The sequence below is a fragment of the Avrilella dinanensis genome, assembly GCF_002807015.1.
Classification (GTDB): Bacteria; Bacteroidota; Bacteroidia; order Flavobacteriales; family Flavobacteriaceae; genus Flavobacterium; species Flavobacterium dinanensis.
Genome location: NZ_NIPO01000001.1, coordinates 1,890,076 through 1,902,640 on the forward strand (window position 1 = coordinate 1,890,076; position 12,565 = coordinate 1,902,640).

At 39.0% G+C, this 12,565-nt stretch carries 11 protein-coding genes; 5 read left to right on the forward strand and 6 right to left on the reverse strand.

What is annotated here, in order from left to right; genetic code table 11:
• Positions 1-30 precede the first annotated feature (30 nt).
• Positions 31-351, reverse strand: coding sequence for a hypothetical protein (locus tag CDL10_RS09050; protein WP_100678228.1), 321 nt, complete (start codon positions 349-351; stop codon positions 31-33).
• A 187-nt stretch (positions 352-538) separates the two neighbouring features.
• Between CDL10_RS09050 and CDL10_RS09055 the strand changes: the two genes are divergently transcribed.
• Complete coding sequence (locus CDL10_RS09055) at positions 539-808, forward strand: helix-turn-helix domain-containing protein (protein WP_100678229.1); 270 nt, start codon at positions 539-541, stop codon at positions 806-808.
• A 99-nt stretch (positions 809-907) separates the two neighbouring features.
• Here the strand turns inward: CDL10_RS09055 and dnaG are convergent, their stop codons facing one another.
• From dnaG to CDL10_RS09070, 3 genes are all read right to left on the reverse strand, one after another.
• On the reverse strand, positions 908-2,893 hold the full coding sequence (gene dnaG, locus CDL10_RS09060; RefSeq protein ID WP_100678230.1) for a DNA primase: 1,986 nt from the start codon (positions 2,891-2,893) through the stop codon (positions 908-910).
• Between the two features lie 448 nt (positions 2,894-3,341).
• Positions 3,342-4,181: a porin family protein gene (locus tag CDL10_RS09065; protein ID WP_100678231.1), complete on the reverse strand. Its 840-nt coding sequence runs from the start codon at positions 4,179-4,181 to the stop codon at positions 3,342-3,344.
• A gap of 56 nt (positions 4,182-4,237) precedes the next feature.
• Positions 4,238-5,686 carry a hypothetical protein gene (locus CDL10_RS09070; RefSeq protein WP_100678232.1) on the reverse strand — a complete coding sequence of 483 codons (1,449 nt, stop codon included), beginning with the start codon at positions 5,684-5,686 and terminating at the stop codon, positions 4,238-4,240.
• Between the two features lie 100 nt (positions 5,687-5,786).
• On the opposite strand from CDL10_RS09070, the gene CDL10_RS09075 reads away from it, so the two are divergent.
• Genes CDL10_RS09075 through CDL10_RS09085 form a run of 3 tightly spaced genes read left to right on the forward strand, consistent with a single transcriptional unit; the run spans position 5,787 to position 7,825 of the window.
• Positions 5,787-6,548, forward strand: a complete 762-nt coding sequence (locus CDL10_RS09075) for an enoyl-CoA hydratase/isomerase family protein (RefSeq protein WP_100678233.1) — start codon at positions 5,787-5,789, stop codon at positions 6,546-6,548.
• 11 nt (positions 6,549-6,559) lie between these two features.
• Positions 6,560-7,012: a 6-pyruvoyl trahydropterin synthase family protein gene (locus tag CDL10_RS09080; protein WP_100678234.1), complete on the forward strand. Its 453-nt coding sequence runs from the start codon at positions 6,560-6,562 to the stop codon at positions 7,010-7,012.
• Positions 7,013-7,825: a UDP-2,3-diacylglucosamine diphosphatase gene (locus CDL10_RS09085; RefSeq protein ID WP_100678235.1), complete on the forward strand. Its 813-nt coding sequence runs from the start codon at positions 7,013-7,015 to the stop codon at positions 7,823-7,825. It abuts the gene before it with no gap.
• On the opposite strand, the gene CDL10_RS09090 is transcribed toward CDL10_RS09085, so the two are convergent.
• Entirely contained in the window at positions 7,725-9,107 is a 1,383-nt protein-coding gene (locus CDL10_RS09090) for an HTTM domain-containing protein (protein ID WP_100678236.1), read from the reverse strand. The genes CDL10_RS09085 and CDL10_RS09090 overlap by 101 nt on opposite strands.
• Positions 9,094-10,029, reverse strand: a complete 936-nt coding sequence (locus CDL10_RS09095) for a bifunctional riboflavin kinase/FAD synthetase (protein WP_100678707.1) — start codon at positions 10,027-10,029, stop codon at positions 9,094-9,096. The genes CDL10_RS09090 and CDL10_RS09095 overlap by 14 nt, the downstream gene beginning before the upstream one ends.
• A gap of 131 nt (positions 10,030-10,160) precedes the next feature.
• On the opposite strand from CDL10_RS09095, the gene CDL10_RS09100 reads away from it, so the two are divergent.
• The gene (locus tag CDL10_RS09100) at positions 10,161-12,554 is read left to right on the forward strand and encodes a zinc-dependent metalloprotease (protein WP_100678237.1); all 2,394 of its coding nucleotides are present in this window, start codon (positions 10,161-10,163) and stop codon (positions 12,552-12,554) included.
• Positions 12,555-12,565: the final 11 nt, after the last annotated feature.

The following is a 12,565-nucleotide window of genomic DNA, read 5'->3' on the forward strand; positions in this document are numbered from 1 at the left end:
TATATGTTTGAACAATATACCACATTAAAATTAATACCCAAATCCCCAACATTCTGTTGTAGAACCTCCAAGATAATGACATGTTTCACAGCCACCAGTTGTTCTAAAAACCGAAAATACATGAATTCGTGTTACACCATCTAAACCTGTACTTTGGGTAATTTGATATGTCTGATAATAGCCGTAATAAGTCGTATTACAAATACCAAATCCACCTTCTTCAACTTCTTTATCTACGACTTTAGATTTTTCTTCTGGTACAGAAGGTAAATCTACAACAATCTCATTGGAAGCAAAACCGCTTCCCGCAAAAGCCACGCAAGCTAATGCACTAAAAAGTAACTTTTTCATACGAAATAAATTTGTTTGTTAATAATAAGTTTAATGGTGTAAACTTAAGGTTCGTATGAAAAAAACCTTATTCTGCAAACGAATAATCTTATTCTAATTTAGAATAAACTAATTTTTTATGTGACTTTTTTGCAAAAACAGGTCTAATATAAAAGAACGATTTATTAAAGATACAAAAATAAGAAAAATGACAATAGCAGAAGTAGTTGGTAAAAAAGTTTTTGCACTGCGTAAACAAAAAGAGCTTACGCAGGAACAAGTTGCTGATTCTATACATATTTCGCAGCCAGTATATGCTAGAATAGAAAATGGCATGGGAATGTCTTGGGCTAACTATATTGACAGTCTTTGTGATTTTTTTGAAATTGCTCCCGAAGAATTGGTAAAAAATACTTTTGATATTACGCAGGAAAATATTGAACCAAAAGAAAATGATGAGGTTAGTCAAAATCTGTAAATGACACAACTTTCTGAAAAACTTGTTGAACAATATGAGGAGCGAATCGAACAACTGAAAGAAAACATCAAAGAATTAAAGGAGGTTATAACATCAATATCAAAACCTTGATAGCACTCTACCCAGCTTGTCGGCAATCATTTTAATGGTCTTGGTGTGTTCTGTGATTTCTTCCAGAATTTCTGTAGATTCTTCCGGTTGTTTTTTCTGTAACAAATCACTTTTTTGCTGATTGATATAATCATTAATCAGATACCACCGCAGGGTGTAGATATTTTCGGTAACATATTGCGACAGCGTGTCGGTTTTGGCTTTGACAAAAATATTTTTCCCCTCCCAATTGTCGAGTTGATATTTTTCATCGTCCATAACAATCGACGTAATTACCTCCGACATTTCGGGCGACAAAGTAGGTAAATAACTTTCCAGGCTCCAATAATCGTGCTGCTGATAAAAGGCAATAATATGCTGGTAAATATCTTTGAACAGCTCATTGGTAAACTCCATTTCGTCCTGATGCAGACTCAGATAAACCTGTTCGATAATTTTTCGTTTTACCCGCTGAATAATTTCATCGATTTTTTCATCTTCTTCATTGGCAACCAAGACGACTTCTTCAAAATATTCTTCATAATTGCCATAGAGCAACAGAATTTCAATAATCCGTTGTTCCAGCAATTCTTTGATATTGACTTGTGTCTTCTTTACTTCGGACGGTTCTGTCGATTTGATAACCTCCAGACTTTTCTGCTGTTGATTGTGTCTTTTGTTGGCTTCCTGCAGTTGTTTTTTGCCGATTTGTGCCAGCGTACTGAACAAAACTTCCTCCGAAATATCCATAATTCTGGCACATTCCTGCACATAAATCTCTTGCTGAATTCTATCCGGAATTTTGGAAATACTACCGACCATATCACGGATAACATTCGCTTTTTCAATCGGGTCGTTTTTCGTTTCCTGCATCAACAGGTTGGCTTTGAAACGGATAAAATCTACCGCTTCATTTTGCAGAAATTCCTGCAGTTCGCTCACAGGCAGTTTTCTCGCAAGGCTGTCGGGGTCTTCTCCTTCCGGCAGGGCACATACCCGCACGTTCATGCCGGTTTCGAGAATGAGGTCGATACCCCGCAGAGAGGCTCGCATTCCGGCTGCATCGCCATCAAACAGTACGGTTACATTTTGTGTCAGTCGCTGAATCAGCCTGATTTGGTCGGGTGTTAAAGCAGTTCCGGACGAGGCAACCACGTTTTCGATACCTGCCTGGTGCATCTGGATAACGTCGGTGTAACCTTCAACGAGAATACAGTTGTCTTCTTTGGAAATGGCTTGTTTGGCGTGATAAATACCATAGAGGATTTTGCTTTTGTGGTAGATATCGCTTTCGGGCGAATTGAGGTATTTCGCCATTTTTTTGTCGTTACCCAGAATACGTCCGCCAAAACCCAACACGCGCCCCGACAAGCTCTGTATCGGGAACATTACCCGGCCTTTAAAACGGTCGAATTTTTTATCTTCCTTAACGACGGTCAGCCCTGTTTTTTCCAGATAATCGAGGTTGTAACCTTTGCTGAGGGCTTCTTCTGTAAAGGCGTCCCAGCGGTCGGGGGAATAGCCCAAACCGAATTTTTCAATCGTGTTTTTACTAAAACCTCTTTCTTTGAAATAGCTCAATCCGACAGCCTGACCCTCATCGGTTTTCCAAAGAATTTCTTCAAAATATTTTTTGGCAAATTCAGAAACAAGAAACAGGCTTTCCTTTTCGTTGACGAGCTGTTTGTCTTCATCGGTCTGCTCGGTTTCTTCGATTTCGATATTGTATTTTTTGGCGAGATAACGCAGGGCTTCCGGATAGGTAAAATGCTCGTGTTCCATTAGAAAAGAAATCGCATTTCCGCCTTTGCCCGAACTGAAATCTTTCCAGATTTGCTTGGCGGGAGACACCATAAACGAAGGTGTTTTTTCGTTGCTGAATGGACTCAATCCTTTGTAGTTGCTTCCGGATTTTTTTAATGATACAAAATCACCGATAACCTCCTCTACGCGAGTGGCATCAAAAATAGCGTCTATGGTGTTTTTGGATATCATAGTGCAAATATAGAGATTAGAAGAAAGAGAAAAGAAGAAAGAAGAAAGAAAATAGAAGAAAGAGAAAAGAAGAAAGAAGAAGCACTGCATTGTAAAAAATCATTGCTGGATTATAAAAAGTTGTCATTAATCGTCACTTCGAGTGAAATTTCTGTAACGCAGTGAAAGGAATTTTGTATCGAGAAGTCTTTGCTTATGGTTGTTAACTCATAGTGCGTTTTATAGAAAGCCACAGATGCACGGATTTTTCTTGTTAAAATACTTATCTGTGCATCTGTGGTATAAAATAAGTTATTAATTGTCAGTAAGTTGTAATTTGTGTAAGTGTTTGTTAATCACCTGTAAATCGTTGATTAAGGTTGAGGAATATTGGTTTTGTGAAGGGGATCTTTTCTCGAATGAACAAAAGAACCGCCCTTTCGGACGGTTTTCAATAAAAAAAATATCATTACCTCAAATCAATCATCAAGCCTAAGCTCCAAAATTTTTGGTCTGTCGGGTTGTTTTTGAAAACAGGTTGCAAGTCGTATTTGGCATATAGTTTAAGGTTGGTGTAACCCACATAAGCCATCACGCCGTAATTGAAGTCATTCACATTCCATTTACCGTGTTCTTTAACCGTATATTTATATCCGTCTTCTTTGTAGCGGATAAATTGTTTAGAGTTGATGTTGTAGCCTACATAACCTCCGATACCGAAATTGATTCCCGGATTGGTTTTAAATCTGCGGTTGGCGTGATTATAGGTTTTGGTACTGAAATCAAAATCCAAAGCGATTGGAATATTGATGTATGAATTTCTGAAGTAAGTACCGTTTCTTTTCATATCTGCAATTCCGGAATCGGCTAATACCGTTTCTCCGTTACCGTTATCAACCAAAATGTTGTTTTGGGTAGGTGTAATCGAGTTGTAGCTGAAAGAGATTCCGTAACGAAGTCCCAACAGATTTTTATCCTCGTTGAAAGGACGTCTGAAAGCTAATCCCCATTCGAAAAAAGAGGAACGAAGGTAACCGAAATCAGAATTGGCAAAAGCCCCATCGTTAGAAACGTTCCCGAAACCACCTGCAATAAACGGAAACGATTGTGTGCGGTATTTTACCACAGTATCTTGTTCTGTCGGTTCGAAGAATGAAAAATCGAAATCATAGTCCGCTTCTGCCTCTGCTTCCACTGGCACTACCTCTATTTCCACAGGAGCTTCTTCTTTAATGACCTCCTCTTCAACCTGAGCGTAAGTCGCTGTTAGTGTGCCTAAAAATAAGGCTAAAGTGATTTTTAGTTTCATAATGATTATATTTATATGTTATATGTGTGTTAGCTACTGTTTTTGTTACAGTTTTTTTAATTTTTTACTACATATCTGATATTAAAAGAAGTGCTTTCTGCGTCTGAAACGCACTGATATCTGATGATTCCTTCTGGTGTCAGCTCAATAATTTTAATCGCCTCGGCATCATACCACGTAATCTGGTATTCCAAATCGGTTGGTTTAATGTTTATACTCGAACTCTGCCCCGAACTGCTGATTACCGAGCTGCCGTAATATTTCTGGTAATAATCAAAAAGGTTAAATTCAGCAATATCCTCAGCATACTTTGGCATTTCAATCCGAACATTCGGAACAAGTATAAAATTGGTATTTCTCAACCGGTCTTTTCGCATCACTTCCTCATTCGAAGCGTTGAGTTTTTCTTCTATCCATTCTTTGTAACTACCTGTATATCCGTTTTCTTTGTCAGCTTCATAGGCTTTTTCGCCTTCGGTGCCGATAACAGATTCCACCCATTCGGTAAATGTGCCGTAAAAACCGTTTCGCAAAGCTCTTTCATAGGGCGAATAACCATCAGCAGAACTCAATTCATCCATCCATTTCATGACGATAGAAGTGGTTTTTTCCCGCTCTTCGATTTCCGGAATTACGTTGGAACCCCATAATGAGCGTTTCCACTCATCTTCTGTTCCTTCAAAACCCTTTTTGACCGCTTCGTCATACGGATTAACTTTCTTTTCTTTTATCGACCACTCAATCCACTCGGTTACTGTCCCTTCAAAACCGTCAGCAACAGCTTGTTCATAAGCATTTTTAGGCTTGTCGTCTTTTTTTGTTTCAGTTTTTACGCCTGAACTGATTTGCTCGATATTCAATTCTTTGTCAGTCAATACTTCAATCGGGAGTTCGTTTTTCTTGTTTGTCTTCAGCTCAAAAGGTTTAACCGTTTTGACGGTTGTTTCTTTGATGTCAATTACGTCTAATATAGGGCTTTTAACAACGGTGTCTGTAACAGTTACCGGAACGGAAGAAACGATATCCTGTATTTCAACTTCTGTTGATACCGGTTGCGGAATATGGCTTTCAATCAGTTGGTTTGCCTGTGCCATCAGTTTTTTCCGGTCTTTGGACTGATAAGTTTTCTGGTCAATAAAATTTGATGATATCGCCAGTATCGGGTAGGTATAAACAACGTCCAGAGAATCTTTGATTTTCAAAACGGTGTTGTCAATATCTTTGATTTCAAAAAGTAAGGGGGTGTCTATATCTTTGATAAAAACTTCTTCGGAATTAACCACTTCATACCAATGGTCATCTACCCACAGATAATAATTGCTGTTGAGTTTTTCGACTGGGGAAACATGGACGTTATAGCCAAAATCCTGAGCTGGATTTTTCGGTTTTTCGGTTTTGCTCTGAATATACAAAGGCGGTACTTCAGCAAAAGTGGTTTTCTGCTGAGCCGTTGCATAATGGATTGTTATGCAGAACAAAAGTAATCTGAACAAATGTGTTTTCATAGATGATAATGAATTATCAAGGTGCAAATTTAAAATAAAATAGTGGTTTTAATTGATAATTACTGAATAATGAAATAATTTTACCGAAAACTTTGATTTTATGAGTGAGCAAGGGCATATCTGGCTACATATTAAAAACCATACCGCTTTCGTGAGTTTCTATCATTCGGCGAGCAATTCCTTTCCCGGGCATCTGTTGGCTGAACTAACACAAACGATTAGCAATCTGAATGATAACAATGATGTAAACCTTATTGTTTTGCAGAGTGAAGGCGAACGTGCTTTCTGTGCAGGAGCTTCATTTGACGAATTATTGCAGGTAGATAACGAACAAACCGGAGAAAAGTTTTTCAGTGGTTTTGCCAACGTGATTAATGCCATGCGTAAATCATCAAAAATCATCATCGGTCGTGTGCAAGGCAAAGCAGTTGGTGGCGGAGTAGGTTTGGTGGCGGCTTGTGATTATGTTTTCGCTGTCGAATCGGCATCAGTGAAATTGTCTGAGCTGGCGATTGGCATCGGACCATTTGTAATTGAACCTGCCGTAAGCCGGAAAATCGGTGTGCCGGCAATGAGCGAGATGACACTTGAAGCCGAAACCTGGAAAACCGCCGAGTGGGCGAAAGACAATAAGCTTTTCACACAGCTTTTCACGTCAATTTCGGAAATGGACGAAGCCCTCAACGCTTTTTGCGACAGATTATCGGCATACAATCCGGAGGCGTTGTACGAAATGAAAAAAGCCATGTGGCAAGGAACCGACCATTGGGACGATTTGCTTATCGAAAGAGCAAAAATATCAGGCAGGTTAGTTTTGTCTGATTTTACCCGAAACGCTTTGGCTAAGTTTAAACAAAAATAACCGAAACGCTTATGAGCTATATAAGAATTACCAAACAGTTTAATTTTGAAACCGGTCACGCTTTGTACGGTTACGATGGCAAATGCCGGAATGTGCACGGACACAGCTACAAATTGTCGGTAACAGTAATCGGGAAGCCTATCGAAGATGCTAATCATGTAAAATATGGTATGGTCATTGATTTTTCCGATTTGAAAAAAATCGTGCAGGAAGAAATCGTGTTGAAATTTGACCATGCGACTGTTTTTAATCAAAATACCCCGCATATTGAACTGGCAAAAGAACTGGAAGACCGAGGACACCATGTGATTTTGGTCGATTATCAGCCTACCAGCGAAAATATGGTTATTGATTTTGCTGAACGTATCAAAAGTCGCTTACCTGAAAATATCGGACTGTTTTCTTTGCGTTTGCAGGAAACAGAGAGTTCTTATGCCGAATGGTTTCAATCAGATAATGAATAAATGATAACAATTAATTTTCCAGAGGATAAATCGGCTTTTTTTGCCTCCGACCAGCATTTTGGTGCTCCCGACATCGCTTCCAGCGTGCCTCGGGAAAAGCGTTTTTTGTTATGGCTGGAAACCATTGAGCCTGAAGCCGGTGCTTTATTTCTTTTGGGAGATTTATTTGATTTTTGGTTTGAATATCAGACTGTTGTGCCAAAAGGTTTTGTGCGTATTTTGGGTAAATTAGCTCAAATGAAAGACAATGGATTGCCAATATATTTCTTCGTAGGCAATCACGATTTGTGGATGTCCGATTATTTTGAGAAAGAATTAGGCATACCGGTTTTTCATCGTCCGCAGCAATTTACTATCAACGGAACCAAGCTTTTTGTCGGGCATGGCGATGGTTTGGGACCGGGCGACAAAGGCTACAAACGAATGAAAAAAGTATTTACTAATCCTTTTTCCAAATGGCTGTTCAGGTGGTTGCACCCCGATGTTGGTGTTAAACTGGCACAGTATCTTTCCACCAAAAACAAGTTGATTTCGGGTGATGAAGATGCTAAATTTCTGGGTGAGGAAAACGAATGGCTGGTACAATATGTTAAACGGAAACACCCCGAAGTCCGATGTCAATATTACATTTTCGGACACCGACACTTGCCGATGATTATTCATTTGTCGGACAATGCACAATATATTAATCTGGGAGATTGGATTAGCTATTTTACTTTTGGTAAGTTTTATCAAACAAACTTTTCATTATTTTCGTTTTCGGAGGAAGGGTTCGTTCATCGTTTTCGTCCAATATCCAATCGTGATGACTAAAATGACACCATTTTTCAGCAGCTAAATCCACTTCAGAGTCAATCAGTCTTTTTGATTTCTTTGAGTTGATAGAAACCTGACTTCTGTAAACGTAAACTTCAACATCAGCTCCTTTTTCAGCGTAGTATTCTTTAATGAATTGAGCCATTTGCCAAATCATATCGGGCGTATTCAGGCGTCGGCGTTGTTTTCTGTTGAGTAATTCGGAATTGTCAAAAAAACTGGTTTCGCCAGTGTTTTTATCCACCACTTTGAAACGAGCTTCGCCAGAGCGTGAACGCAACATCATTCGCCAGCTCAGTCGGTGTCCTTCCTCATTCCACAGCACATCTCCTTTGAAAAAATGATGTCGCCACGGCAGAGCGAATTGTATAATCATATACGGAAGCATGAACCCAAAAAAAGTTTTCCGGTATGGGTTGTAATTTATTTCCGCCAACTCGTCAGTCAAGACAGGCTTTCTGCGGAAAAAGAATTTTCTGATTTGGTCGGGAGGAAAAAAGAAAATGCTGAAAGCTAAGGCAAAATACGGAAACACGCCGATTTTTAGTGTGATAGAATTGAAAATATGAAAAATTAACGAAGCGATAATTGCAATCCAGCGTGTTCTTCGCCACAAAAGAGCCGGAATAATCAATCCATCAAAGGCAATACCGGTATAGGCGATAAACAAATGAAAGTTTTCCGATTTGAACATGGGTTTAACTATCTCCGGAACATTCATATTCCGGAACATAATTGCGGTAACAGAGCCGTCCAACCAGCCTGGATAAAACTTGGCAATAGTCGCAAAAATATAGACACAACTGACCTGAAAGATAAATAAAAACCGTATCCATTCCGGCATGGCATAAGTTCTTTTTTCCGGTTTATTTTTTATGTCAAAAGCGGCATATTTGTTGGCAGGCAAAAAGCACATCAACAGGCAAATCAACAACATTAAATAATAATGGTTGTTGTAGGACGTTTTTTGCATAAAATAAACACAAGCCCACAAAACAGTCAGTGAAATAATACTATAACGGTATTTGTAACCGAGCATAACACCGATTGACGCAACAGCCATCATTCCGAAATGAACATACATATATGGTCCCATCAGGTAATGCAACCATTCAAAACCGATAAAAGTGAAATTTACTTTTGGCTCAACGGTATTGGTTCTTGCCCAGCCGGTAAGTAATGCTCCGACGCTTTCGAAAATGAAAACCAAGCCGAAGAAAATTCGGAACAGAATCAGTTGTGCGTTGTCGATAGGACGAAAAATTTTATTTAGCCACATATTGGATATAATTTTTGGTGTATAATAAATCCTGATTCAAAGCATTTTTCAGACTGTCTAAAGAATCAAAAGTTTCTTCCTCACGAATTTTATTTGCCATAAAAACAGTCAGATTCTGCCCGTACAAATCCTCATTGAAACCCAGGTAATTGACTTCTATGGTTTGTGGATTATCGCCTAAGGTTGGGTTAGTGCCGATGCTCATCATTCCCCACACTTTGTTGTTGTTGATATAGGAATAAACTACATAAATTCCGTTGCCGGGAATGAGTTTGTACGTTTCGTCTATCTCAAAATTGGCAGTAGGAAAACCGATGGTTCTGCCTACTTTTTTACCATGAATAACCGTGCCCGAGAAAAAATAATCATAGCCGAGATATTCCTTTGCTGTATGAACATCGCCTTTTTCCAGTGCGGTTCGTATTTTGGTGGAACTAACAGAAATTTCGTCAACCATCTGTGCAGAAATTTTTTCTACGTCAAAGCCATATTTTTCGCCGAATCGGACTAAATCATTAAAATCTGCCGAACGGTTTTTGCCAAATCGATGGTCGTATCCGATGATGATTTTTTTTGTTTTCAGCTTATCTACCAATATCCGTTTTACGAAATCTTCTGCGTCCATCTGCGAAAAATCCATGCTAAAAGGATGAATAACCAAATGATTGATGCCGGTTTTTTTCAGCAACATACTTTTTTCTTCAATGGTGTTGAGCAGTTTTGGTGCATTGTCCGGCGTAAGAACCATTCTTGGGTGCGGAAAAAAAGTAAGTACCAAACTATCCAGATTATTACTGTTGGCTATTTCTGTCAGCCGGTTTAAAATGGATTGATGCCCGCGATGGACACCATCGAACATGCCCAGGGTCACTACATTTTCTTTACTGTTGTGAAATTGGTCTATGGATAAATATTTTCTCAAAACAAATGTCTTTGTCTGCAAAGGTACGAGTAACAAAATTACTTTTAAAATCATATTATTGAATTTTAAGATATGAATTTTATATTTTTTTATATATTTACGGAATAAATATTAAAAAACATTGTTACAGCATGAGAATACAAAGACTCTTTTTTTGGTTTTGCTTGTTACTTTTTGGTTATCAGGCATCAGCACAAGACGCAGGATGGAAATTGCTGCAAAGCGAACGGGAACTTTCTGGAAAGGAATTGTTTGAGCCGAGCGATGCTCCGTCAGAATACCAGATGTATCAGACTGATTATCACCAGTTGGTGTTACAATTGGAACAGGCTCCTGATGAGAAATATATTTCCTCTCCGGAACAAGGAATTCGGGTTAGCTTACCTTCAATAGACGGAGGAGTTTCAAGTTTTTACGTTTTTTATTCTGCTATTTCGGAAGAAGAAAAAGAAAACGGTTATATGCACACTCGCAGCTATAAAGGGGTTGATGTAAAGAATCCGGGAAATATTATTCATTTGGTTGCCGGAGATTATTTCGGGTTAAGCCTGATGGGATATAATATGGAAGGTCAGATGTATTTCGTTAAGGCCTTGACTAAAGATTTGAATACCTATATGACTTACCATTATGAAGACATAACAGGTCGTCATTTCGAGTGTGGAGTAACTTCGGATATGCTTTCTTCGGGAATGGATATGCAAATTCAATCAGAAGGCGATTTGATTCAGCCTTTAATGAGTGACAGCAAATTCAGAACGTTTCGTTTGGCTTTGGCCTGTACACCTGAGTATGCAGCATATCACGTGACACAAGCAGGTGTTGAAGATGGAACCGATGCACAAAAGAAGCAAGCAGTTCGAAATGCTTTCAATAATGCAGTAAGTATGCTCAACGGTGTATTGGAGAGAGATATGTCTTTAAGATTGGTTTTGGTTGCTAATACTAATAACTTAATTTATTTAGAAGGAGGAGGCTATACTGATAGTGATACCCAACAAATGATTGGTCAAAACCAGACCAATGTGGATAATGTAATACAAAATGCAAATTACGATATCGGTCATGTGTTCGGATTCGAATCCGGAGGGGGGCTAGCCGCGTTGGCATCTATCTGTGTGCAAGGACAAAAAGCAAGTGGAGCTTCAGGAACACAACAACCTGAGGGAGCAGGTTTTGTAATTACTATTGTATCTCATGAAATAGGACATCAATTAGGAGCGACACATACTTTTAGTGTTAATGAAGAAGTTGAAGAAGAAGAGGAAGGTAGTGGAAACGGAGGTTCTTGTGTTGGAAATATGGAAACAGACGCTCCTACTCAGGTAGAAGTAGGTAGTGGTGTGACTATTATGGCATATACAGGGTTATGTGCACCATTTGATTATGAACTTATGGAATACCCATTTTATCATTATGTGAGTTTAGCACAAATGAGCTCAGTAGTTGGGGCAACTGATTGTGGAGAATCTGTGAATTCAGGAAATCCGGCACCGAATATTGCTCCTATTTTACCAAAAAGAATACCACATTCCACGCCATTCGTTTTAACAGCTGAGGCAACTGATGCAAATAACCCAACTACACTTACCTATAGCTGGGAGCAAATTGACCCGGCATTGGTAGGAAATAATTTAGCAGTACAACCGCCGGTTGCTACAAGCGAAACGGGACCAAACTTCAGATTGTATAATTTCACAGGAAGAAACTACCGTTCATTCCCTTCTGAAACCGTAGTAATGGATGGTTCTACGATTGAAGCTGCCGGAGTAGTAGGTTCGGAATGGGAAGTGCTGTCTAATCTACCAAACAGAATATATACTTTCGGTGTAGTTGTAAGAGATAATAACGTGATGAATGGAGGTCAAACGAAAAACTCACTCCCCGCCGTAGTTGAAACCAGAGATGCAGGGCCATTCGTAATTACTTACCCGGATAATATTCCGGAAACAGGACAAGTTGCCTGGTATGCTAACCAACCTGAAACCATTACTTGGGACGTAGCAGGAACAGATGCTAACGAAATCAATACTGCTTATGTGAAAATCAGTTATACAATCAATAACGGTTCAACATGGACTGCTTTTGAAGGTAATGCCAACCCGAATATTCCCGGAGCATTTGCTAACACAGGTTCGGCACAGATTATGACACCGGAACTGGATAACACAACAAGTGCATTCAGAATAAAAATTGAGGCTGTTGGAAATATTTACTATACGGTATCAAAAAGAATCAGAATGTATGGTAAAAATGTTGCTGCTGAAGAGTTTGAACTAGCTGATTTCAAATTGTATCCTAATCCGACAAGCGACAGAATCACCGTAAGCTTTACATCAGAAACCATGCAAGATGTGGCGTTTAAACTATACGATTATACTGGTAGAGAAATCCAGTCACAATCAGTAGAAAACAAGGGACAAGTAGAAGCTACCGTTGATTTAAGCCAATTGGCAACAGGTGTATATTTGTTGAACATCAAAGACGGTTCTCACACGATGACTAAGCAAGTAGTAAAGAAATAATTGTAGTTATT

Bases quoted from the DNA above. Each gene is read 5' to 3' on its own strand.
- CDL10_RS09075 (WP_100678233.1), top strand. From the start codon at position 5,787: ATGAGTGAGCAAGGGCATATCTGGCTACATATTAAAAACCATACCGCT.
- CDL10_RS09090 (WP_100678236.1), bottom strand. From the start codon at position 9,107: ATGTGGCTAAATAAAATTTTTCGTCCTATCGACAACGCACAACTGATT.
- CDL10_RS09080 (WP_100678234.1), top strand. From the start codon at position 6,560: ATGAGCTATATAAGAATTACCAAACAGTTTAATTTTGAAACCGGTCAC.
- CDL10_RS09050 (WP_100678228.1), bottom strand. From the start codon at position 351: ATGAAAAAGTTACTTTTTAGTGCATTAGCTTGCGTGGCTTTTGCGGGA.
- CDL10_RS09100 (WP_100678237.1), top strand. From the start codon at position 10,161: ATGAGAATACAAAGACTCTTTTTTTGGTTTTGCTTGTTACTTTTTGGT.
- CDL10_RS09070 (WP_100678232.1), bottom strand. From the start codon at position 5,686: ATGAAAACACATTTGTTCAGATTACTTTTGTTCTGCATAACAATCCAT.
- CDL10_RS09065 (WP_100678231.1), bottom strand. From the start codon at position 4,181: ATGAAACTAAAAATCACTTTAGCCTTATTTTTAGGCACACTAACAGCG.
- CDL10_RS09055 (WP_100678229.1), top strand. From the start codon at position 539: ATGACAATAGCAGAAGTAGTTGGTAAAAAAGTTTTTGCACTGCGTAAA.
- dnaG (WP_100678230.1), bottom strand. From the start codon at position 2,893: ATGATATCCAAAAACACCATAGACGCTATTTTTGATGCCACTCGCGTA.
- CDL10_RS09085 (WP_100678235.1), top strand. From the start codon at position 7,013: ATGATAACAATTAATTTTCCAGAGGATAAATCGGCTTTTTTTGCCTCC.